This is a genomic window from Stenotrophomonas sp. Steno-Z4 (assembly GCF_056393145.1).
Genome location: NZ_JBWJPC010000005.1, coordinates 148,866 through 170,503 on the forward strand (window position 1 = coordinate 148,866; position 21,638 = coordinate 170,503).

Annotated in this window: 17 protein-coding genes and 1 riboswitch; of the genes, 8 read left to right on the plus strand and 9 right to left on the minus strand. The window is 68.3% G+C overall.

All coding sequences use genetic code 11. From position 1 onward, the window contains the following. The first annotated feature begins 13 nt into the window (after positions 1-13). Positions 14-664: a phosphoglycolate phosphatase gene (gene gph, locus AC06E7_RS13245; protein ID WP_478065026.1), complete on the plus strand. Its 651-nt coding sequence runs from the start codon at positions 14-16 to the stop codon at positions 662-664. A 245-nt stretch (positions 665-909) separates the two neighbouring features. Here gph and btuB read toward each other — a convergent pair whose 3' ends face one another. Further along, the gene (btuB, locus tag AC06E7_RS13250) at positions 910-2,751 is read right to left on the minus strand and encodes a TonB-dependent vitamin B12 receptor (protein WP_478065027.1); all 1,842 of its coding nucleotides are present in this window, start codon (positions 2,749-2,751) and stop codon (positions 910-912) included. A gap of 121 nt (positions 2,752-2,872) precedes the next feature. Next, positions 2,873-3,096: riboswitch (cobalamin riboswitch) on the minus strand. A 94-nt stretch (positions 3,097-3,190) separates the two neighbouring features. On the opposite strand from btuB, the gene AC06E7_RS13255 reads away from it, so the two are divergent. Then, positions 3,191-3,775 (plus strand): histidine phosphatase family protein, encoded by a 585-nt coding sequence (locus AC06E7_RS13255; protein WP_478065028.1) that lies wholly within the window; start codon positions 3,191-3,193, stop codon positions 3,773-3,775. Here AC06E7_RS13255 and AC06E7_RS13260 read toward each other — a convergent pair. Next, entirely contained in the window at positions 3,772-4,137 is a 366-nt protein-coding gene (locus tag AC06E7_RS13260) for a TfoX/Sxy family protein (RefSeq protein ID WP_478065029.1), read from the minus strand. The two genes, AC06E7_RS13255 and AC06E7_RS13260, sit on opposite strands and share 4 nt — an antisense overlap. After that, positions 4,134-4,616, minus strand: a complete 483-nt coding sequence (locus AC06E7_RS13265; RefSeq protein ID WP_068848998.1) for a GAF domain-containing protein — start codon at positions 4,614-4,616, stop codon at positions 4,134-4,136. Before AC06E7_RS13265 ends, AC06E7_RS13260 begins: the two co-directional genes overlap by 4 nt. Before the next feature lie 86 nt (positions 4,617-4,702). Here AC06E7_RS13265 and bioD point away from each other — a divergent pair, with 86 nt between their 5' ends. Further along, positions 4,703-5,386 (plus strand): dethiobiotin synthase, encoded by a 684-nt coding sequence (bioD, locus tag AC06E7_RS13270; RefSeq protein ID WP_478065030.1) that lies wholly within the window; start codon positions 4,703-4,705, stop codon positions 5,384-5,386. Between the two features lie 3 nt (positions 5,387-5,389). Here the strand turns inward: bioD and AC06E7_RS13275 are convergent, their stop codons facing one another. The 4 genes from AC06E7_RS13275 to msrB all read right to left on the minus strand — a co-directional run bounded on the left by AC06E7_RS13275 (position 5,390) and on the right by msrB (position 10,059). Further along, positions 5,390-6,835, minus strand: a complete 1,446-nt coding sequence (locus AC06E7_RS13275; protein ID WP_478065031.1) for an aminotransferase-like domain-containing protein — start codon at positions 6,833-6,835, stop codon at positions 5,390-5,392. Between the two features lie 101 nt (positions 6,836-6,936). Next, the gene (msrA, locus tag AC06E7_RS13280) at positions 6,937-7,674 is read right to left on the minus strand and encodes a peptide-methionine (S)-S-oxide reductase MsrA (RefSeq protein ID WP_478065032.1); all 738 of its coding nucleotides are present in this window, start codon (positions 7,672-7,674) and stop codon (positions 6,937-6,939) included. A gap of 14 nt (positions 7,675-7,688) precedes the next feature. Then, complete coding sequence (locus AC06E7_RS13285; protein ID WP_478065033.1) at positions 7,689-9,467, minus strand: cytochrome c biogenesis protein DipZ; 1,779 nt, start codon at positions 9,465-9,467, stop codon at positions 7,689-7,691. Positions 9,468-9,519: 52 nt separating this feature from the next. After that, on the minus strand, positions 9,520-10,059 hold the full coding sequence (msrB, locus tag AC06E7_RS13290; protein WP_478065034.1) for a peptide-methionine (R)-S-oxide reductase MsrB: 540 nt from the start codon (positions 10,057-10,059) through the stop codon (positions 9,520-9,522). A 146-nt stretch (positions 10,060-10,205) separates the two neighbouring features. Here msrB and AC06E7_RS13295 point away from each other — a divergent pair, with 146 nt between their 5' ends. The 3 genes from AC06E7_RS13295 (at position 10,206) to AC06E7_RS13305 (ending at position 13,618) form a co-directional block, all read left to right on the plus strand. Then, on the plus strand, positions 10,206-10,928 hold the full coding sequence (locus tag AC06E7_RS13295) for a response regulator transcription factor (protein ID WP_093532899.1): 723 nt from the start codon (positions 10,206-10,208) through the stop codon (positions 10,926-10,928). Further along, complete coding sequence (locus AC06E7_RS13300) at positions 10,925-12,397, plus strand: sensor histidine kinase (protein WP_478065035.1); 1,473 nt, start codon at positions 10,925-10,927, stop codon at positions 12,395-12,397. Before AC06E7_RS13295 ends, AC06E7_RS13300 begins: the two co-directional genes overlap by 4 nt. 93 nt (positions 12,398-12,490) lie before the next feature. Next, positions 12,491-13,618, plus strand: a complete 1,128-nt coding sequence (locus tag AC06E7_RS13305) for an alpha/beta fold hydrolase (RefSeq protein WP_478065036.1) — start codon at positions 12,491-12,493, stop codon at positions 13,616-13,618. A 472-nt stretch (positions 13,619-14,090) separates the two neighbouring features. On the opposite strand, the gene queD is transcribed toward AC06E7_RS13305, so the two are convergent. Beyond that, on the minus strand, positions 14,091-14,444 hold the full coding sequence (gene queD / locus AC06E7_RS13310) for a 6-carboxytetrahydropterin synthase QueD (protein WP_068849013.1): 354 nt from the start codon (positions 14,442-14,444) through the stop codon (positions 14,091-14,093). Between the two features lie 151 nt (positions 14,445-14,595). Here queD and AC06E7_RS13315 point away from each other — a divergent pair, with 151 nt between their 5' ends. Both AC06E7_RS13315 and AC06E7_RS13320 read left to right on the plus strand, forming a co-directional pair. Beyond that, a complete protein-coding gene (locus tag AC06E7_RS13315) occupies positions 14,596-17,262 on the plus strand; it encodes a TonB-dependent receptor (protein ID WP_478065037.1) in 2,667 nt (888 codons plus the stop codon). 30 nt (positions 17,263-17,292) lie between these two features. Further along, positions 17,293-19,857 carry a M14 family zinc carboxypeptidase gene (locus tag AC06E7_RS13320; RefSeq protein WP_478065038.1) on the plus strand — a complete coding sequence of 855 codons (2,565 nt, stop codon included), beginning with the start codon at positions 17,293-17,295 and terminating at the stop codon, positions 19,855-19,857. A gap of 54 nt (positions 19,858-19,911) precedes the next feature. On the opposite strand, the gene AC06E7_RS13325 is transcribed toward AC06E7_RS13320, so the two are convergent. Further along, positions 19,912-21,324 carry a DEAD/DEAH box helicase gene (locus AC06E7_RS13325; protein WP_093532896.1) on the minus strand — a complete coding sequence of 471 codons (1,413 nt, stop codon included), beginning with the start codon at positions 21,322-21,324 and terminating at the stop codon, positions 19,912-19,914. Positions 21,325-21,638: the final 314 nt, after the last annotated feature.

Below are 21,638 nucleotides of genomic sequence, written 5' to 3' on the forward strand. Positions count from 1 at the left end.
GGCGATTTTTCCTTTGTCCTATCCCTACCCGCTAGTGATTTTTGATCTGGACGGCACGCTGGTCGACAGCGCGGCCGATATCGCCGAGGCGCTCAACCGCACGCTGGAAGACTGGCAGCTGCCGCGCGTCCCCGAAGCTACCGTGCTGACCTGGATCGGTGATGGCGTTCGCCGCCTTGTCGAGCAGGCCTTCACTGCGGCCCGCAGCGACATCGATCTGGATCGGGTGATGCCCGGTTTCATGCGGCACTACGAAGCGTGCCTGCTGCGCAGCCCGCGGCTGTACGACGGCGTGGTACCGGCGCTGGAAGCGTTGCGCGCGCGTAACGTGACCCTGGCGATCTGCACCAACAAGCCGTTGGCCATGGTCGCGCCGCTGCTCGCCCACCTGGGCGTGCAGGACTTCTTCGCGATGATACTGGGCGGCGATTCGTTGCCTGAGCGCAAGCCCAGTGGCGTACCGCTGCGGCATATCGCCGCTGCATTCGGGGTGGCCCCCACGGCCGCCTTGATGGTGGGGGATTCGATCACCGACTATCGCGCTGCGGTGGATGCAGGCATGCCGGTGGCGCTGGTGCGGTACGGGTATCCGCGCGGGCTGGACCTGGCGACGGTGGACGCGGTGGCGGTGGTGGACGACCTGCGGGCGTTGCCCGGGTTGTAGCGCGGTCGTGGCGTCGTGCCGACCAACGGTCGGCACCTACCGTGCTCGTCGAGCGGTCGTGACGCCGTACCGACCAACGGTCGGCACCTACCGTGTCCGTGGAGCGGCCGTGACGCCGTACTTTGCTCGTGGAGCGGCCGTGACGCCGCACCCTGCTCGTGGAGCGGCGGTGATGCCGAGCCGTGCTCGTGCACCCGGTAGCGCCGGCCGTTGGCCGGCACCTTGCGATGCCGGCCAACGCCGGTTTACTTCGGCTGGTAACGCACGCTCAGGCGGTACTCGCGGCCCGGCTGGTTGTACCAGGCCACCGTTTCGTAATCGCGGTCGAACACATTGGTGACCCGGCCCAGCACCGACCAGTCGCGGCTGAGCGCGTATTCCAGGCGCAGGTCCACGGTGCCATACCCGGCCAGGCGCACGCTGTTGTCGGCGTTGTCGTAGCGCTTGCCGGCACCGAAGGCGGTCACGCCGGCGCGGAAGCCACCGAAGCGGCGGTCGATGTCCAGGCGCGCGGTGTCCTGCGCGCGGCGGGCCAGCCAGTTGTCGAACTGGGCGCTGCCGTCGGTGCGGTTGCGGGGGTCGGTGTGGCTGAGCTGTGCGCTGAGGTCAAAGCCGGCCACGGTCATTGAGCCGGTCAGCTCGGCGCCACGGATCCGCGCCTTTTCCACCTGCGACATCATGAAGGTGGTGGCGTCGTAGGTGATCAGGTCATCGATGCGGGTTTCATACACATCCAGGCCCCAGCGCCAGCTGTCGCCCTGCTGGGCGATGCCAAGGTTGGCGCTCTTGGATTTCTCGGGATCCAGCCCGGGCACGCCGCTCCACGGGTCATACAGGTCACTGAAGGTCGGCGCCTTGAACGCGGTGCCGTAGCTGGCATTGAGGCGGAAGCCACTGCCCAGTTCCATGCCCCAGCCCAAGCTGCCGGTGGTGTGGTTGCCGAACTGTTCGTTGTCGTCGTTGCGCACGCTGGCCTGCAGGTGGTGCGCGCCGAAGCGGCCCTGGTACTGCACGAATACGCCGGTGTTGTCGCGGCTGTCGACCAGATAGCCCGCGCTGCTGCCGTCCAGGTTGTCCTGGCTCCAGTCCACGCCGGCGCTGAGCAGCTGGCCGTCGGCGATGCCCACGTCGGCCTGCACCGAGGCGCTGTCGCGGTGGGTCTGTGCGGCGCCCAGCCAGGTGTCGTCGTTGTAGTTGTCCGACTCGTTGTCGGCACGGCCGACGTTGGCGGTCAGGGTGAAGCGCTCGCTCGGCGTGTAGCGGACCTTGCCGCCCAGCACCTGCTGCAGGGTTTCGGAGTAGTTGTAGTAGCCGTCGTAGTGGTTCTCGCCTTCGGCGCGCAGCGCGGTGCCTTCCACGCTCAGGCTGTCGGTCAGCGTGTAGCCGCCGCGCAGGCTCATCGACAGGTTGCGGTATCCGTCGCGGTCGGGTTCGTTGGCGCCGCAGCCGGCGAAGGTGACTGGATCACCGTTGCAGGAGTTGATGCCGTCGGTGTGCTGGTAGGCGATGTCGGTGCCGAACCAGCCGCGCGCGCCGGTGCCGCCAAAGCCGCCGCTGGCTTCGCGCAGGCCGTTGCTGCCGCCGCCCAGTTGCAGGTGGGGGGCGAAGTCGCCGGCATTGCGTCGGGTGAAGATCTGGATCACGCCGCCGATCGCGTCCGCGCCGTACAGGCTGGACTGCGGGCCGCGCACGATTTCCACGCGTTCGATCTGCGCCAGCGGCAGGTCCTGCAGCATGGCCAGGCCAAGGTCGCCGGTGTTGATGCGCACGCCATCGACCAGCACCAGGGTGTGGGCCGAATTGGTGCCGCGCAGGAACAGCGAGCTCTGCTTGCCCAGCCCACCGCTGTTGTTGAGGTTGATGCCGGCGCGGCCGCGCAGCAGGTCCTGCAGCGACGGCGCCTGGCTGCGCTCGATTTCGGCGCGGTCGATCACCTGCGCCGGCGAGATGCTGTCCTGCAGGGCAATCGGGGTGCGCGTGGCGGTCACCAGCACCTGGTCCAGTGCGGTGGCATCGTCCTGTGCGGCGGCCACACCGGGCAGCGCCGAGAGTACGGCCAGGGAAAGAAGGCGGATCTGCAGCTTCATCGTTGACTCCAAACACCGCGCACGCCCGCGCGGCAAGGTTGTGGGAGGCGGTCAACGGGGGCAGGGACGGTGGGCGGGCGCAGGTACGGCGCCGCTTGCCGCCGCCATGCCCGCCGCATCGCAACCAGTCGTCTTCCAGGCCGGTCTCCGGGCTCGCGGGCCGATGGCGGACCATCGCGCCAGGCGCCTTCCCATGCTTGCGCACAGTGGCATGTTGCCTGGCTTCCACGCTTACCGTTGCGGGGGCAGCGCCGGAATGGCAGCAGGCAGGACCTGTTGCGTCACCGGCTTCCCGTTTCAACCTGCCGGCTTGCGCCGCAGGTCACCTGAAAGTGGGCGCAGTGTAGAGCAAAGCCCGGCGGCCGGCGCACTGCCGGCAGGGGCGGTGCGACGCCAGCGGTTAGAATGCGCCTCGCTTTTTGACGTGGTTGCAGTCCCTATGATCCTGGACCTGATCCGGCACGCGGCCACTGGCCGCGACGACCACCTGGATGGGCGTACCGATCCGCCGCTGGACGTGCAGGGCATCCATCTGATCTGCGCACGCCATGCCGACCTGCACTGGCAGCGCGTGCTGAGTTCACCGCGCCGGCGTGCGCTGGACACCGCCGCTGCGTTGGCGCTGCCGCGCGGGCTGGAGGTGATCGCGGACGAGGAATGGGAGGAGCTGGATTTCGGCGACTGGGACGGCCAGCCGCTGCAGGCGCTGCCGATGCAGGCGCTGCAGGCATTCCACCTGGACGCGCATGCGAATCCGCCGCCGCATGGCGAAAGCTGGGGGCATTTCGAGCGCCGCATCGCGCGCGCATTGCATCGGCTGCTGGATGAGCCCGAGCCGGTTCCAACGCTGGTGGTCAGCCATGGCGGCCCGTTGCGGATGGTGCTGTCGCAGGTGTGCGGGCTGCCGATGGCGATGTGCTGGGCGCTGCGCATCGACCACGGTACGCGGCTGCAGCTGCGGGTGGAGCGGGACGATGGGGAGCTGTGGGGGGAACTACTGGAGTTGCAGCAGGCGTCGCCCTAGCGGTCGTCGTCGGTGTCGAACGCGGCGTCGCCGCCGTCGGCATCGTCATCGTTGGCCACGGTGCGGTCATACACCGGGCCCGAGGCCGGCGGTGCCTTCTTCAGCGGCTTGTCGGCGATGATCGCGTCGTATTCGGCCACCAGCTCGGCGCGGCGCGCTTCGGGCAGTTCCTGCCAGTGGCAGTCCTGCAGCGCGCCTTCGAGCGAGTAGAGCAGGTTGAGGCTCGGTTTGAAGCCGGCGCGGCGTACCTTCACGAACGCGCCCACCGACCCGGCCGCGGCCAGGTCTTCGGCAGTGCGCAGACCGACCTGGCGCAGCCAGGCCGCGCTCTTGGGGCCGATGTTGCGCAGCTTGGTGCTCATCCCAGGGCCTCGACGAACACCGCGGCGATGGCTTCCAGCCCGGCCTGGTCATCGGCATCGAAACGGGCCAGCACCGGGCTGTCCAGGTCGAACACGCCGATCAGGGTGTCGCCGTGGACCAGCGGCACCACCAGTTCCGAGCGCGAGGCCGAATCACAGGCGATGTGGCCCGGGAAGGCGTCCACGTCCTCGATGCGTTGGGTTACCCGCTGCGAGGCGGCCGCGCCGCACACACCCTTGTCCAGCGGAATGCGCACGCAGGCTGGCAGGCCCTGGAACGGGCCGACCACCAGTTCAGTGCCATCAAACAGGTAGAAACCCACCCAGTTCAGCTGCGGCAGCGCGTGGTAGACCAGCGCTGACAGGTTGGCGGCATTGGCAATGCGGTCGCGTTCACCGTGCACCAGGGCACGGGCCTGGGCCAGCAGCTGGCCGTACTGTTCCGGCTTGCTGCCGGTGAGCGTGGAAGTATCGAACATGGTCGCAGTCTAGCAAGCGCGGCCGGCGGCCGGACCCACTGGCGGCGGAACGCTGATAATGGGCGCCCCTGTTCATCGGTCCGGCCATGTCATCGCTTTCTGCCCCGCCCGCCGCGTTCTACGTCACCGGTACCGATACCGGCATCGGCAAGACCTTCAGCAGCTGCGCCCTGCTGCACGCGCTGCGCCAACGCGGGCACCGCGCGGTGGGCATGAAGCCGGTGGCGAGCGGCTGCGAGCAGACCGTCGAGGGCCTGCGCAACGAGGATGCCACCGCGCTGCTGGCCGCCAGCGACCCCGCCCCGGCCTATGCCGACCTCAACCCCTACGCGCTGCCGCTGCCGCTGGCCCCGGAACTGGCCGCGGAGGCGGCGGGGGTGACGCTGTCCCTGGATCCGATCGAGGCGGCGTTCGCCCGGCTGCGCGCGCAGGCCGACACCGTGGTGGTGGAAGGCGTGGGCGGCTGGCTGGCACCGCTGTCGGCCACGCTGGACCAGTCGCATCTGGTGCAGGCGCTGCAGCTGCCGGTGGTGATGGTGGTGGGCCTGCGGCTGGGCTGTCTCAACCACGCGCGGCTGACCGCCAGGGCGATCAACGCCAGCGGTGCAACCTGCATCGGCTGGATCGCCAACGAGGTGGACCCGCAGATGGAGCGCATCGACGATAACGTGGCGCTGCTGCGCGTGCGCCTGCCGATGCCGTTCTGGGGCCGGCTGCCGTATGCACCGGGTGCCGATCCGGCGCAGCTGGCCCGCCACCTGCTCGGCTGAGGGTCAGCCGCGCGCCTGCGCCAGCAGGGCAGTGGCCAGCCGGCCGACGCTGGCAATGGCGCCCACGTAGCGCGCGTCCAGGTCCTGGCAGCACGACAGCCGCAGGCAGTGCCGGTAGCGGGCGCCGCGCGAATACACCTGGCCGGGCATGATCACCACGCCCTCGGCCAGGGCCTGTTCGAACAGCACGCTGCTGTCCACGCCCGCCGGCAGTTCGATCCACAGCAGGAAACCGCCGCTGGGCTGGGTGGCCAGGGTACCGGGCGGGAAGTGCTGGGCCACCAGCGCACGCACGCGCCCGACCTGCTCGCGGTACAGCCGGCGCAGCCCGCGCAGGTGGTGTTCGTAGCTGCCCGCTTCCAGGAACGCGGCAACCGCCTCGCCCAGCAGCTGCGATTCGGCGCCGGTGGACTGGAACTTCAGCAGCTGGATGTCGGCGGCGAAACGCCCGCCATCGAGCCAGCCGATCCGGTAATCCGGTGCGAGCGTCTTGGAAAAACCGTTGACCACGATCACCCAACCGTCCTCGTCGAACGCTTTCAACAACGGCGCCAGCGGCTCCTGGTACTGCAGTTCGGCATAGACCGCATCTTCGATCAGCGGTACCTGGTACTGGTTCACCAGTGCCGCCAGGCGCTGCTTGGCCGCTACCGGCAGGGTGCAGCCGAGCGGGTTGTGCACGCTGGGCATGGCGACAATGGCGGCGAGTGCGCCTGCCTGCAGCTGCGCTTCCACCGCATCCACGTCCAGCCCCTCGCGCGGGTCGGTGGGCAGCTCGATCGCCTTCAGGCCCAGGTTGGCCAGCAATGGGTACAGGTTGAAATAGGAGGGGGCTTCGATGCCGACCGCATCGCCCGGGCGGGTCACCGCACGCAGGGCCAGCTGCAGCGCTTCCATCGCGCCATGGGTGAGCACCAGCCGCTCCACCGTGGTGTGCAGGCCCAGCCGCGGGCCGCGCCGCACGATCTGCTCCAACAGCCGCCTGGCCCCGTTGGGGCGTGCGTAGGTGCGCACCATCGCCGGGGTGCGCCGCAGTACCTGTGCGGTGGCACGGGCCAGCCGTGCGGCGGGGTAGAAACGTTCGCCGCGTGGACCGGCGAAAGCCAGGTCGACGATGCCCGGTTGCCGCTGCGCCTCCAGCACGCGCGCCATCATCAGCTGCTGGGCCTGGGTGGTGGCCAGCGCCGGGGCCTGGCGCAGCGAGCGGGTGGGTTCGGGCAGGCGCGCGCTGACCACGAACCCGGCCTTGGGCCGCGGCATTACCAGCCCGGCGTCCTCCAACTGCCGGTAGGCGGCGATGACCGTGTTCAAGCTGAGCTGGCGCTGCGCGGCCAGGCCGCGCAGGGACGGCAGGCGCGCACCGGCCGGCAGGCGGCCGCCGTGGATGGCGTCGGCCAGTTCGTCGGCCAGGGATTGGTAGAGGTTGGCGGCCATGGAATCTGTAACCATGAGGGTCGCCAGCATGGTGCGCTGTACCCTGGATGCCTTGCAACCTGGCGTTTCCTCGGCGAAGACCGGCCAACGGTCGGCCTCTACCGCCGTCCCATCCCTTACCTCGCTGACAAGGTCGACACCAGCCTCGGCTTCTCGCGGTACAGCTGCGGGTACATCCGCTGCAGCGCCGCCACCTTCGGCTGGTCATTGATGCGGATGTACAGCGACTCCGGATGCAGCGTCAGGTAGTTCTGGTGGTAGCCCTCGGCCGGAACGAACGGCTTGCCGCCGTCCACGGTGGTCACCACCGGCGCCGCATACGCGCGTGCCTTCTGCAGCTGCGCGATGTAGGCGCGGGTGGCATCGCGCTGCGCGGCATCGTCGGCGAACACCGCCGAACGGTACTGCGTGCCGCGGTCCGGCCCCTGGCGATTGAGCTGGGTGGGATCGTGCGCCACCGAGAAGAACACCTGCATCAACTGGCCGTAGCTGACCTGGCTGGGATCGTAGGTGACCTGCACCGCTTCGGCATGGTCGGTGCCACCGCTACTGACGCGCGAATAGTTCGCGTCGGCCGGGCGCCCACCGATGTAGCCGGAGACCGCGTTGTCCACGCCCTTGATGTGCTGGAACACGCCCTGCACGCCCCAGAAGCAGCCGCCGGCGAACACCACCTGCGCGCGCTTGCCGGGCAGCTTCGGATCGGCCGCACCCGCCGGTGCCGGCACCGCCACCACCGCTTCGGCCGGCGCGGCATATGCGGGGCGGTCCAGGCTGACCACCGCACTGATGGTCAGCGCGGCAACGGCGGCGGCAATGCCGCCGGCCACCAGTTTGTCGAAGGAAACGCGCATGGGGTTCTCCTGGTTCAACCGAAGGTGAAGGCATAGGCGTGCACACCCGGATCGAGGAACTCGATCTCGAACGTGCGTTCGCCGACATCGCCGGACTGGCGGATCAGCTGGTACAGGCGGTGCTCGGTGACCGTGCCGCTGCCATCGGCGCTGGCATCGCCACCGGCCGAGGCGCCGGGCGGTTGGCCATCGATGCGCACCCGGAACCGCACCGGCTTGCCGTCCGCACCCGGTGCCAGCACCAGGTGCAGGTCGCGGGCGTGGAAGCGGAACGCGATGCGACCGCCGGCGCGTTGCAGCTGCGCGTCTTCGTTACCCACCGTCCAGCGCCCGGACAAGGCCCACTGGTTCAACGCGAACGTCGACGGCAGCGTGTAATCGGCGGGTGCGTCGCGGCGCTGGCCGTCCGGCGAGGCGAAGTTTTCCGCGCGCGAGTATCCGAGGTACGTCTCCGGCGATTTGAGGTTGGACATGTCGGCCTGCAGTTCCACGCCCGCGCGCGGTGCACTGGCGGCCATCGCCATGGCCTGTGCGGGCTCCTCGGGCAGCGTGGCACCGGCTTCGCGCAGCAGCTGGCGGATGATCCGTTCGGACTGCGCGTAGTTGCCTTCACCGAAGTGGTGCGCACGGATGCGGCCCTGCGCGTCGATGAAGTAGTGCGCCGGCCAATAGCGGTTGTTGAAGCCGCGCCAGATCGCAAACTCATTGTCGATCGCCACCGGGTAGTCGATCTTCAGTTCCTTCACCGCACGCTGCACGTTGCCCAGGTTGCGCTCGAAGGCGAACTCCGGGGCATGCACGCCGATCACCACCAGGCCCTGGTCGCGGTAACGCTGTTCCCACTCCCGCACGTAGGGCAGGGCGCGCAGGCAGTTGATGCAGGAATAGGTCCAGAAATCGACCAGCACCACCTTGCCGCGCAGGCCTTCGGCGGTCAGCGGCGGGCTGTTGAGCCAGCCGGTGGCACCGTCCAGCGAAGGCAGGGTGCCTTCCACCGGCAGCTCGGCACCGGCCGGTGCATCGGCGGCGCGCATCATCATCGCGGGACCGGCGCCAGGCGCCTGGCCGGGCAGGGTATCCAGCAGGCCCTGTTCCAGCCGCGCGGTGCTGACCGACGACAACCGGGTGAGCACGCCGGTGTCCCAGCCCATCGCTATGGCCACCACCGCCAGCAGTGCGGCCACGCCCAGCGCGCGGCGGATCCACTCGCCCGCGCCCAGCCGCCGCTTGAGCGCGGTGAACACACGCCCGCCAATCCAGATCGCCAGGGCCAGCGAGGTGGCCGCGCCCAGTGCATACGCCAGCAGCAGCCCGCTGGTGCCCACGCTGGCACCCTGCAGGGCAGCGCCGGTGAGGATCAGCCCAAGGATCGGGCCGGCGCACGGTGCCCACAGCAGGCCGGTGGCCACGCCGATCAGCAGCGAGGTGCCCACCCCGCCGCGCCCGGCGTCGGTGGCCTTGTCTGCTGACGCACTGAGCCGTGCGCCCAGCCGCTGGAACGGCGACAGCAGGCGGTCGGCCAGCGCCGGCCACAGCAGCGCGAGCGCGAACAGCGCCATCACCACCAGCGCGATCCAGCGCCCGATCTGGTTGGCCTGCGCCACCCACTGGCTGCCCACCGCCGCCAGGCTGGCCACCACCGCGAACATCAGCGCCATGCCGATCAGCAGCGGCAGGCCACTGCGCAGGAACGGGCGGTCCGAACGGGCAAACACGAACGGCAGCACCGGCAGGATGCACGGGCTGAGAATGGTCAACACACCGCCCAGGTAGGCAAGTACAAGCAGAATCATCGAACGTTCCTTATCGGGTAGCGCCGGGCCCTGCCCGGCGGCTTCATCGGCGTTACGTGCGGTTGGGTATCCGCACGCGTGTCTCTTCCTCAGCGGCGACGAAGTTCATCGCCACGCCGTTCATGCAATAACGCAGCCCGGTCGGGCGCGGGCCGTCATCGAACACATGGCCCAGGTGGCCACCACAGCGCCGGCAATGGGCTTCCACGCGCAGCATGCCCAACGTGGTGTCGCGGTCCTCGCCGACGGCATCGTGCAGCGGCGCCCAGAAGCTGGGCCAGCCGGTACCGCTGTCGAACTTGGTGGACGAGGAGAACAACGGCAGCGCGCACCCGGCACAGGTGAAGGTGCCGCGCCGGTGTTCCTTGTTGAGTGGGCTGCTGAAGGGGCGCTCGGTGCTTTGCCGGCGCAGCACGGCGTACTGCGCCGGGCTGAGCTGTTCGCGCCACTGCGCATCGGTGCGCATCACCTCGAAGCGGCGCGCGGGTGCGGGTGCGGCGGGGGCCGAGCCACTGCAGGCGGTCAAACCGAACAGGCCGGCCGCGGCGCCGATGGCGCCCATGCCGAGCAGTCTGCGACGGGTACAACGCATGGCGATCTCCCGGTCTGGAAACGATGGGGCCATGCTGCGCCCGGGCCGGTCAACGAATCCTCACGCAGGGTTAAATTTTCCGTGACACATTCAGGTCCGGATCTGGCCACAATGCGTTCACCTTCCTGCTGCCCGTCACCGTGCCAATGAGCAGTGCCAAGCGCGTCCTGATCGTCGAAGACGATGTCCACATCGCCAACCTGCTGCGCATGCACCTGCGCGACGAGGGCTATGAGGTCACCCATGCCGCTACTGGCGACGAGGGCCTGGCCCTGCTGGAGGCGCAGCCGTGGTCGGCGCTGGTGCTGGACCTGATGCTGCCCGGCGTGGATGGCCTGGAAATCTGCCGGCGGGCGCGGGGCATGGCGCGCTACACCCCGATCATCATCACCAGCGCACGCGCCAGCGAAGTGCACCGCATTCTGGGCCTGGAACTGGGCGCGGACGATTACCTGGCCAAGCCCTTTTCGATGCTGGAACTGGTGGCGCGGGTCAAGGCGCTGCTGCGCCGGGTGGAAGCGATGGCGCAGAACGCGCGCATCGATGCCGGTGAACTGGCGGTGGCCGGGCTGCGCATCGACCCGGTCGCGCGCACCGCGCAGGTGGAAGGGCGCGCGCTGGAGCTGACCCCGCGCGAGTTCGACCTGCTGTACTTCTTCGCCCGCCACCCCGGCCAGGTGTATTCGCGCATGGACCTGCTCAACCAGGTGTGGGGCTACCAGCACGATGGCTACGAGCACACCGTCAACACGCACATCAACCGGCTGCGCAACAAGATCGAACGCGACCCGGCGTCGCCGCAGCGCATCCAGACGGTGTGGGGCCGTGGCTACAAGCTGGTCGATGGCAACGAGGGTGCAGCGGCATGATCCGGTTGTCGTTGTCGCAGCGTTTGTCGGTGGCGTTCTTCGCGCTGCTGCTGGTGTGCTGCGGCGCGCTGATGGCGATCCAGATGCGCAGCACCAGCCTGCACGAGCAGGAAACCGTACAGCGGCTGTCGCGCGGGCTGGCCGAGCACATCGCGCGCAGCGGCGAGCTGATGGACGGTGGCGGCATGCGCACCGGCGAGGTGCGCGCGCTGTTCGGCAAGCTGATGGCGGTCAACCCCAGCGTGGAGGTGTACCTGCTGGACGACCAGGGCCGCATCCTCGGCCACGATGCGCCCACCGGCCACCTCAAGCGCGACCGCGTGGACCTGGCGCCGGTGCAGGCGCTGCTGCGCGATGAGCCGCTGCCGATCCTCGGCGATGACCCGCGCAGCGCGCGCGGGCGCAAGGTGTTCAACGCCGCCCCGCTGTTCGTGCAGGGGCGCCAGGCCGGCTACATCTACGTGGTGCTGGTGGGCGAACAGCGTGAGGCGCTGGCGGCCAACATCGCGGCCAATGCCACGCTGCGCACCACGCTGTGGTCGCTGGCGATCGTGGCCGGCATCGGGCTGCTGGCCGGTGCGGTGGCGTTCCGCTGGGTGACCCGACCGCTGCGCCAGCTGACCCGGCGCGTGCAGTCGTTCGACGTGGATGCCGCAGCGCCGGCGCAGGCGTTGCCGCCTACGCCGCTGCGCGCGGGCGAGCGCGATGAGCTGGCGATCCTGCAGCACAGCTTCGGGCACATGGGCCAGCGCCTGGGCGAGCAGTGGCAGCAGCTGCGCCAGCAGGACCTGCAGCGGCGCGAGCTGGTGGCCAACATCTCGCACGACCTGCGCACGCCGTTGTCGTCGCTGCACGGCTACCTGGAAACGCTGGCGCTGAAGGACGCCACGCTCAGCGCAGAAGAGCGCCAGCGCTACCTGGGCATCGCGCTGTCGCAGAGCCACAAGGTGGGCCGGCTGGCCCAGGCGCTGTTCGAGCTGGCGCGGCTGGAACACGGCGGGGTGGTGCTGGACCGCCAGGCGTTCTCGCTGCCGGACCTGGTGCAGGACGTCTTCCAGAAATTCGAGCTGGCCGCGCAGGCGCGTCGGCAGACGCTGGCGGCGGACATTCCACCTGGCCTGCCGGCCGTGGACGCGGACCTGGCGCTGATCGAGCGGGTGCTGACCAACCTGCTGGACAATGCGATCCGGCACACGCCTGAGGGCGGCCGGATCACGGTGACGCTGCAGGCGGCGCGGGGCGAGGTGCAGGTCAGCGTGGCCGACACCGGCCCGGGCATTCCGGCGGCGCGGCGCGAGGACCTGTTCCACACGCCCCCGGCATTCGGCAGCCAGCGGCCGGACAGCGGCGGGCTGGGCCTGCTGATCGTGCACCGCATCCTGCAGCTGCACCAGCGTGAGATCCAGCTGCTGGACAGCCGCGAGGGTGCGTTGTTCGTGTTCTCGCTGCCGGCGGCGCGGGTGGTCTGAGCCGCCCCTGCCCAAGGTCACGGCGACCACCGGCACTGGGGCGCCCGTTGCTGGCAGGATGCAATGCATTCAACGCCCGCCAGGAGTGAGCGCATGCCCAACGCACAGGATTCCCACCGCATCCGGTTTGCCCTGATGGCGCTGCTGCTCATGTCTGGCATCGCAGGCACTGCATCGGCCGCCAATGAATGCCCGGACACCTCGGCGCTGGAACCGGCGCGCGCGGTGGTACGCGACCTGCAGCGGATCACCACGCCGAACGGGATCCAGGAACAGTACGCCACGCCGATCGGCGGGGTGAAGCAGTGGCTCACCATCCGCGGCGAGGACCGGGCCAACCCGGTGATCCTGTTCGTGCACGGTGGCCCGGCCAGCCCGGTGACGCCGAGCGTGTGGCAGTTCCAGCGACCGCTGGAGGAGTACTTCACGGTGGTGGACTGGGACCAGCGCGGTGCAGGCAAGACCTACGCGGAGGCGTCGCCGGACGCCATCGCGCCGACGCTGACCATTGAACGCTACGTGGATGATGCCATCGAGGTGGCCGAGCACCTGCGCACGCACCTGGGCCAGCGCAAGGTGATCTTGATGGCGCACAGCTGGGGCACGATCGTGGCGATGCAGGCGGCGTTGAAGCGGCCGGACCTGTTCCACGCGTACGTGGGGATCGGGCAGATCATCAACCAGGTGGAAAACGAGAAGATCAGTTTCGATTACGGGCTGGCGCAGGCGAAGGCACATGGCAACGCCAAGGCGGTGGCCGAACTGGAGGCGATCGCACCGTATCCGGGCAACACGCCGATCACGCGCGAGCGGATCATCACCGCGCGCACGTGGCCGCAGTACTACGGGGGGCTGACGGCCTACCGCGATGACTCAAAGTATTACTTCGGCGCGGCCAGGCTCTCGCCCGACTACACGGACGCAGACCGCTGCAACATCGACAAGGGCAGCGTGCTGTCGCTGGGGCCGTTGCTGCCGCAGATGCTGAAGGTGGATTTCAACCCGATTACCCGCTTCCCGATCCCGGTGGTGATGTTCATGGGCCGCCACGACTACACCACGCCCACCGCGCCGACCGAGCGCTGGTTGAACACCGTGCAGGCGCCCTACAAGCAGGGCGTGTGGTTCGAACATTCGGCGCACATGGTCGCGTGGGAAGAGCCGGGCAAGACGCTGTTGAGCCTGGTGCAGATCGTGCGCCCGCTCGCGCGTCCTGATTGACCCTCAAGCCAAAACCAAAGCCAAAGCCGTGGTCTGTGGGTGTCCATGGTTTGGCTGGCGGCGGTGGGTTTGCGGGAGACGCCGTGAACCCATCCATGGGGGCTCGTTCGCGCCATCCATGGCGCTCTACGCTCCCGCAAACCCACCGCCGCCAGCCTTCGACACATGGCAGGTGACCATGGAAAGAGCGAAGTGCATGGCCGTAGGGTCGGTTCCCAAACGACTGCACTGAGGTTACCCACGCGCGGTAACGCATGGAAATCATCAGAACCGCCCTTTAGCGGGGACAAAAAAAAGACCCGACAGAGGGAGGGTTCTGTCGGGTCTTGGGATTGCGTGGGGGGAGGGACCCACGCAAATTCCGTTTGATGCAATGCAGCATACACCGATCGTGGTGCATTGCAACAATACATTGCCGAAGTGGTCCGGATTAGGTTGAATCCGTTCAGAAACAACCGGTTTTGGCTGGGGCTCAGCCGCGGTAGCGGCAGCCGGAGGTACAGGTCTCGTGCACCGTCACCTCGCTCAGCGCCGGCAGGGCCGGCTTGAGCTCGTTCCAGATCCAGATCGCCAGGCGTTCGCTGGTCGGGTTTTCCAGGCCGGGGATGTCGTTGAGGTAATGGTGGTCCAGGCGGTCGTAGATCGGCTGGAAGGCCGCTTTGACGTCGCCGAAATCCATGATCCAGCCGGTGTGTTCGCCCGGCTCGCCCTCGACCTTCAGCTCCACCCGGAACGAGTGGCCGTGCAGGCGCGCGCACTTGTGGCCCGCCGGCACGTTGGGCAGGTGGTGGGCCGCTTCGAGGGTAAAGACTTTGAAGATTTCCATGGGCCCATTGTACGGCCATCCAACAAAACATATCCATCCGGATGAAGAGATGTTATTTTTCGTTATATCCGCATGAAGCGATGTTATTGGCCCGTTAAGCCCTTGGCATGGACTACTGCGGAACTTGTCGTCCACCACCCCCATAGAGTTCATGCCCAAGCACACCCTTCTTGTGGCGGCCCTTTCCGCCGCCCTGGCTACGCCTTTGTCCGCGTTTGCCCTCGACGCCGCCGCTGGCCCCGATGCCAGCCCCGACGCCTCCGCCAGCGGCGAAAGCACCACCCTGGCCGCGGTGCGCGTCACCGGCTCCAACATCAAGCGCACCGACACCGAGACCGCCAACCCGGTACAGGTGATCGGCCGCCAGGAAATCGAAGCCACCGGCAAGGCCACCGTTGCCGACCTGCTGCGTTCGATCTCGGCCAACACCGGCAACGCCAACAACGAAACCACCAACAACGGCTGGGCCTCGGGTTCGGCCGGCATCGGCCTGCGCGGCCTGTCGCAGAAGAACACGCTGGTGCTGCTCAACGGCCGCCGCCTGGCCAACTACGGCTTCCCCGCCGGCGGCCTCTCCGACACCTTCGTCAACCTCAACGCGCTGCCGATGGTCGCGGTGGAGCGCATCGAAGTGCTGAAAGACGGCGCCTCGGCCGTGTACGGCTCCGACGCCGTGGCCGGCGTGGTCAACATCATCACCCGGCAGAACTTCCAGGGTGCCGAACTGGGCGGCAGCGTCGGCACCGCCGACCAGGGCGGCCTGGACGAGCAGAACCTGAAGTTCATCGGTGGCATCGGTGACCTCGACGCCGATGGCTACAACATCCTGGTCAGCCTGGAAGGCTACAACCGCGAGCGCCTGGACCAGGACCAGCGCGACCTCACCAAGTCCGGCATCTACACCGACAAGCCCGGTGGCCGCTGGAACGGCTGGTCGGCCAAGGGCGCGCGCTTCCTGGTCAACGGCACCTCGGTGCCCATGCTCGACGCCAACGGGCAGTGCCCGGACAACACTACGCTGGTACCCAGCGCGCCGATCGACGGCCTGCCCGGCAACACCTGCGGCTACAACCTCGCCCCGTACACCACGCTGATTCCCTCGACCAAGCGCTACCAGGCCTACGTCAACGGCACCTTCAAGGTGAACGACAACGTGGAAGCGTTCGGTGAAGTGATCTACAGCGAGATCAAGGGCGTGTCGTGGTTCGGCAGCAGCCCGTTCTTCACTTTGGAAAGCGGCCGCTTCGCGCTCAACGCCGATACCGGCCTGGCCGAGCCGGTGTCGTCCAACCTGCCGGCCAGCAGCCCGTTCAACCCCTACGGCCGCGCGATTCCGATCGAATACACCTTCTTCAACCTCGGCCCGACCTTCAAGACCAACCGCTCCACCGCCTACCGCGGCGTGGTCGGCCTGCGCGGCAGCCTGCAGGACTGGGACTGGGAAGTGGGCGCGTTCGGCGCACGCAGCAGCGAGCGCGAAACCGTCTCCGGCGGCTTTGCCAACCGCTGGACCCTGGCCGATGCACTGGCCACCGGCAGCTACAACCTGCTCGATCCGTCGGCCACCCCGCAGTCGGTGATCGATGGCATCAACCTGAGCACCCTGCGCCCGGCCGAGTCCGTGTTGCAGGGCGTGGACGCCAAGATCTCCGGCGGCCTGGGCAGCACCTGGGCGGGCCCGATCGGCTTCGCCGCCGGCCTGGAATGGCGCCGCGAGAAGCTGGATTCGGAAAACCCGTGGCAGATCGATGCGGGCCTGCAGATCCGCCCGGCCATTGCCGAAGTGCACGGCGAGCGCAAGGTCACCGCGGCCTATGCCGAAGTGAACGTGCCGCTGGCCGAGCGCCTGGAGCTGCAGGCCGCTGCGCGTGCCGACCACTACAGCGATTTCGGCGATGCGTTCTCGCCCAAGCTGAGCCTGCGCTGGCAGCCGTTCGACATCCTGCTGGTGCGTGCCGCGGCCTCCAAGGGCTTCCGCGCGCCGTCGCTGTCGGAGAACTCCAACAGCACCAGCATCGCCTACGGCAGCGTGATCGATCCGCGCGACCCGGACGTGCCCGGCTCGCGCCAGAACCCGACCTTCTTCACCGTCGGCAACAGCGACCTGAAGCCGGAACGCACCAGGAGCTACAACCTGGGCCTGGTGCTGTCGCCGTGGTCCAACACCAGCCTGAGCGTGGACTACTACCGCATCGAACTGGAAAACCTGGTCGGCACCAACAACACCCAGACCCTGGTCACCAACGATGTGCCCGGCGCGGTCACCCGCGATGAGCGCGGCAAGCTGCTGGCGGTGTTCAACCGCTACCAGAACCTGAGTGAGCTCAAGACCTCGGGCTTCGACGTGGAACTGCGCCAGCGCTTCCCGACCGAGGCGGCCGGTGACTTCTCGCTGTCCACCGCGTTCACCCATGTGCGCGACTACAGCCGCCCCACCGTGGTCGGCGGCCCGTTGGTGGATTACGCCGGCAGCAACCTCGGCGCCACCCTGCCCAAGAACAAGGCCACCACCACGCTGGACTGGAGCTACGCCGATTTCCGCACCGCGCTGACCTGGTACTACACCAGCGGCTACGACCAGAAGGCCAGTGCCGCGGCCACGGCCGTGCAGGACCGGGTGGATTCGTACAGCCAGTTCGACCTGTACCTGGCCTACACCGGGCTGGAGAAGCTGACCCTGTACGCGAAGATCCAGAACCTGGCCGATGAGGAACCGCCGTACGACGCCTCGTTCCCGGGCATCCGCGCGCCGTACGACTTCAGCCAGTACGACCTGCGCGGCCGCTACTTCACCGTCGGCTTCGATTACCGCTTCTAAGAGGGGTTCGCTGTGTCCTTGTTCCATGGTTTGTCGCGTCCCATCACCTGGGTGGTGGGGGCGCTGTGGCTGCTGGCCGCGCCGGCGTTCGCACAGAGCGCCTATTTCTTCCCGCAGGGCGGCGATTTCGATCCGGCCATTCCCACTCCGCAGCAGTTCCTGGGCTACGAGATCGGCAGCCGCTACACCCGGCACGACCAGCTGGTGGCCTACTTCAACGAGCTGGCCAGACACTCCGACAAGATCAAGGTCGAGCAGATCGGCAGCAGCTACGAAGGCCGCCCGTTGCTGATCGCCACCGTCACCTCGGCGCAGAACCAGCAGCAGCTGGAAACCCTGCGCCGCCAGCACGTGACCCTGGCCGACCCGGCGCAGCCGCTGTCGGCGGCCGGCAACAGCCCGGTGGTGGTGTGGCTGGGCTACAGCGTGCACGGCAATGAAACCTCCAGTGGCGAAGCCGCGCTGCTCACTGCGTACTATCTGGTGGCCAACCGCAGTGCCGATACGGCCAGGTGGCTGCAGCAGGCGGTGGTGCTGTTCGACCCGGCGCAGAACCCGGACGGCCGCGACCGTGCGGCCAGCTGGCACAACGCCTATGCCTCGTCGCCGGCATCGGCCGATCCGGCCGACAAGGAGCACGTGGAGCCTTTCCCGCAGGGACGCACCAACCACTACTTCACCGACCTCAACCGCGACTGGCTGGCACTGACCCAGCAGGACACGCGGCCCAAGATCGCCTACTTCCACCAGTGGTACCCCAACGTCCAGATCGATTTCCACGAGATGGGCAAGGACAGCACCTACTACTTCGAACCGTCGCCGGCGAGCATGCACAGCCCGCTGTTGCCGGCGTCGTCGTACGCGTTCAACAAGACCCTGGCCAAGTACCACGCGCAGGCACTGGATGCGCTCGGCTCGCTGTACTACACCGGTGAGAATTTCGACAATTTCTCGCCGGTGTACGGCTCGACCTATCCGGACTTCCATGGTGCGGTCGGTGTCACGGTGGAACAGGCCAGCTCGCGTGGCCGCGTGCAGGAATCGGTCAACGGCCTGCTGACCTTCCCGTTCACCATCCGCAACCAGGTCGCCACCGGCCTGGGCACCGTGCGCGGTGCGGTGACCGAGCGCGACGGGCTGCTGAAGCTGCAGAAGGAGTTCTTCCAGTCCGCCGTGAAGCAGGCCAACCAGCAGCCGGTCAAGGCGTTCGTGTTCGGCGATGCCCACGACCCGGGCCTGACCCGGCGCCTGCTCGACCTGCTGCTGCAGCACCAGATCACCGTGCAGGCGTTGAGCAAGGCAGTCACCGTGGACGGCCAGCGCTTCGAGCCGGGCAGTGCTTACGTGGTGCCCACCGCGCAGCCGCAGTTCCGCCTGGTGCATTCGATCTTCGCCGAGACCCCGCCGATCAAGGGCGACGTGTTCTACGGCAGCACCTCCTACGCGATCGCACCGGCCTACGGCGTGGCGTTCGCCGGCAGCCGCAGCCGTGTCGATGGCGGCGAGCGCATCACCCGCCTGCCGTCCGCCCGTGGTGGGGTGAGCGGTGGCCAGGCCGGCTATGCCTACGTGTTCGACTGGCGCGATTACAACGCCAGCCGCGCGCTGTACGCGCTGCAGGCCAAGGGTGTGCTGACCCGCGCCGCGTTCCAGCCGTTCACCGCCGCCACCGCGTCGGGTGAGCAGGCGTTCGCGCGCGGCAGCGTGGTGGTGCCGGTGGCCGGGCAGACGCTGGCGGGCGACGCACTGCTCGCTGCCGTGGATGAAGCGGCGCGCAGCAGCGGCGTGCAGGTGCACGCCCTGGCCAGTGGGCAGAGCCGCAGCGGCATCGACCTGGGCAGCGACAGCGTCAAATCGCTGCGCAGGCCGGCGGTGGCGCTGGTGATGGGCGAGGGCGTGAGCGCCACCGAGATCGGCTCGGCGTGGTTCCTGCTCGACCAGCAGGTGCAGCTGCCGGCCAGCAAGCTGGACCCGGCGCAGCTGGGCAAGGTCAACCTGGACCGTTACACCACCATCGTGCTGTCCGGCGGTACCTACAGCGGCGTGGATGCCACGGCGGTGGCCGCGCTCAAGCGCTGGATCAACGCCGGCGGTTCGCTGGTGACCTACGGCAGCGCGGCCAAGTGGGCGATCGAGCAGAAGCTCAGCGATGAAGTGCTGGGTGCCGAAGAGAAGGAGCCCGAGGGTGCGCGCCGCGCGTTCGGCGACCAGCGCGACATCGCCGCCATCGAGCGGGTGAGCGGCAACATCCTCAGCGCCGACGTGGACACCAGCCACCCGCTCGGCTTCGGCCTGCCGCGCACCCAGCTGGCGATCAACAAGGAAAATGGGATCAGCTTCAAGCCCAGCCGCAATGCGTTCTCGACCGTGGTGCGCATTGACGAGTCACCGCGGGTGAACGGCTACCTGTCCGAGGCCAACCGCAGCCGCGTGGCCGGCAGCGCCTGGCTGGTGGTGTCGCCGCAGGGGCAGGGCAACGTGGTGCTGTTCGCCGATGACCCGGCGCATCGCAAGTACTGGCACGGCACCGAGCGGCTGCTGTTGAACGCGGTGTTCTTCGGCAACCTGCTCAACCCGACCAAGCCACGCGGGTAAAAAAAAGGGCGACGCAATGCGTCGCCCTTTTCCATTGTGCAGCCGGCGAAACGATCAGCCGGCGCGGTTGCCGCCGCCCGGACCGCGACCGCCGCCACCACCGCCACGGCGCTGGCCGGTCGGCGCACCACCACGCGGCGCACCGTTGCCGGCACCACGGCTTGCACCGCGACCGGCACCGTCACGCTGGCCGCCGCCGGTCTTGGCACCGGCATGGGCGTGGCGCGGGGCCTCGCCATGCGGACGGCGCGCGTGCTTGCGCGGCGAACGATCGCCACCCGGCACTTCGGCCTTGCCCGGCGCGCTGTTGCCCCAGCGGATCGGGGTCTGCGGCTCGAAGCCCGGCACGTCGCGGATGTCCATGTCCTTGTCCAGCAGGCGCACGATCTGGCGCAGCAGCTTGGCTTCGTCCTGGGCCACCAGCGAGATCGCCTGGCCGGTCGAGCCGTTGCGGCCGGTACGGCCGATACGGTGCACGTAGTCTTCCGGCACCATCGGCAGGTCGTAGTTGATGACCTTCGGCAGTTCGTTGATGTCGATACCGCGCGCGGCGATGTCGGTGGCCACCAGCACGGTCACGCGGCCGGCCTTGAAGTCGCCCAGCGCACGCAGGCGCTGGCCCTGGCTCTTGTTGCCGTGGATCGCCGCGGTCTTGATGCCCGACTTCTCCAGGAACGTGGCCAGCTTGTCGCAGCCGTGCTTGGTACGGCCGAACACCAGGGTCTGCTCGCGGCTGTCCTGGGCCAGCAGGTGCAGCAGCAGGTCACGCTTGCGCGGGCCGTCAACCGGGTGCACGCAGTGCTTGATGGATTCGGCGACCGTGTTCTTCGGGGTGACCTGGATCTGCGCCGGATCGCGCATGAACTCCAGGGCCAGCTGCTTGATGCTCTCTTCGAAGGTCGCCGAGAACAGCAGGGTCTGGCGGTTCTGGCGCGGCAGCTTGGCGAGGATCTTCTTGATCGACGGCAGGAAGCCCATGTCCAGCATGCGGTCGGCTTCGTCCAGCACCAGGATCTCGATGCCCGACAGGTCGACGCTGCGACGCTCCAGGTGGTCGATCAGGCGGCCCGGGCAGGCCACCAGCAGGTCCACGCCACGGCGCAGCACGTCGAACTGGTTGCCCATGCCGACGCCGCCGTAGATGCAGGCGCTGGGAATGCGCAGGTACTTGCTGTAGCCGCGCAGGCTGTCATGCACCTGGGTAGCCAGTTCGCGGGTCGGGGCCAGCACCAGCGCACGCGGCTTGCGCGGGCCGTTCACGGCCTGCGGGTTGGTGCCCAGGTGCTGCAGCAGCGGCAGGCCGAACGCGGCGGTCTTGCCGGTGCCGGTCTGCGCGCCGGCCAGCAGGTCGCGGCCTTCCAGGGCCAGCGGGATCGCCTGCTCCTGGATCGGGGTGGGGTTTTCATAGCCCTGCTCGGACAACGCGCGCAGCAGGAACGGGGCAAGGCCCAGGTTTTCAAAAGACATCGGGTGGAAGCTCCAAAGACGAAGTAACGCCAGGCCGAATGGCCGGACGCAAGGCAGATCGAATTGATCGGCTGACTCGGAGCGTTCCCGTGAACCGCGCTGCGAGAATTGGGTGCAGCCCACGCGGTGCGCAGACTGGAATGCATGACGAATGGCGTCGGAGTGGGGGCGGGCGAGGGACGGAAATCCCGATCGCCGGCGATCCCGAAGGGAAACGGACGGCCGCTGCAGACCCCGACAGTGTAGCGGAACCGCGCGAACAAGGCCAAATCCCCCGTTCAGGTTGAACAAGCGACTCCCGACGTATCCATGCC

Excerpts from the sequence above, each read along its gene's own strand:
- msrA (WP_478065032.1), bottom strand. The coding sequence starts at position 7,674 with ATGCGCGTTTCCTTCGACAAACTGGTGGCCGGCGGCATTGCCGCCGCC.
- AC06E7_RS13315 (WP_478065037.1), top strand. The coding sequence starts at position 14,596 with ATGCCCAAGCACACCCTTCTTGTGGCGGCCCTTTCCGCCGCCCTGGCT.
- AC06E7_RS13305 (WP_478065036.1), top strand. The coding sequence starts at position 12,491 with ATGCCCAACGCACAGGATTCCCACCGCATCCGGTTTGCCCTGATGGCG.
- AC06E7_RS13285 (WP_478065033.1), bottom strand. The coding sequence starts at position 9,467 with ATGATTCTGCTTGTACTTGCCTACCTGGGCGGTGTGTTGACCATTCTC.
- AC06E7_RS13325 (WP_093532896.1), bottom strand. The coding sequence starts at position 21,324 with ATGTCTTTTGAAAACCTGGGCCTTGCCCCGTTCCTGCTGCGCGCGTTG.
- AC06E7_RS13265 (WP_068848998.1), bottom strand. The coding sequence starts at position 4,616 with ATGTTCGATACTTCCACGCTCACCGGCAGCAAGCCGGAACAGTACGGC.
- queD (WP_068849013.1), bottom strand. The coding sequence starts at position 14,444 with ATGGAAATCTTCAAAGTCTTTACCCTCGAAGCGGCCCACCACCTGCCC.
- bioD (WP_478065030.1), top strand. The coding sequence starts at position 4,703 with ATGTCATCGCTTTCTGCCCCGCCCGCCGCGTTCTACGTCACCGGTACC.
- AC06E7_RS13255 (WP_478065028.1), top strand. The coding sequence starts at position 3,191 with ATGATCCTGGACCTGATCCGGCACGCGGCCACTGGCCGCGACGACCAC.
- AC06E7_RS13260 (WP_478065029.1), bottom strand. The coding sequence starts at position 4,137 with ATGAGCACCAAGCTGCGCAACATCGGCCCCAAGAGCGCGGCCTGGCTG.
- AC06E7_RS13300 (WP_478065035.1), top strand. The coding sequence starts at position 10,925 with ATGATCCGGTTGTCGTTGTCGCAGCGTTTGTCGGTGGCGTTCTTCGCG.
- AC06E7_RS13275 (WP_478065031.1), bottom strand. The coding sequence starts at position 6,835 with ATGGTTACAGATTCCATGGCCGCCAACCTCTACCAATCCCTGGCCGAC.
- AC06E7_RS13295 (WP_093532899.1), top strand. The coding sequence starts at position 10,206 with ATGAGCAGTGCCAAGCGCGTCCTGATCGTCGAAGACGATGTCCACATC.
- msrB (WP_478065034.1), bottom strand. The coding sequence starts at position 10,059 with ATGCGTTGTACCCGTCGCAGACTGCTCGGCATGGGCGCCATCGGCGCC.
- btuB (WP_478065027.1), bottom strand. The coding sequence starts at position 2,751 with ATGAAGCTGCAGATCCGCCTTCTTTCCCTGGCCGTACTCTCGGCGCTG.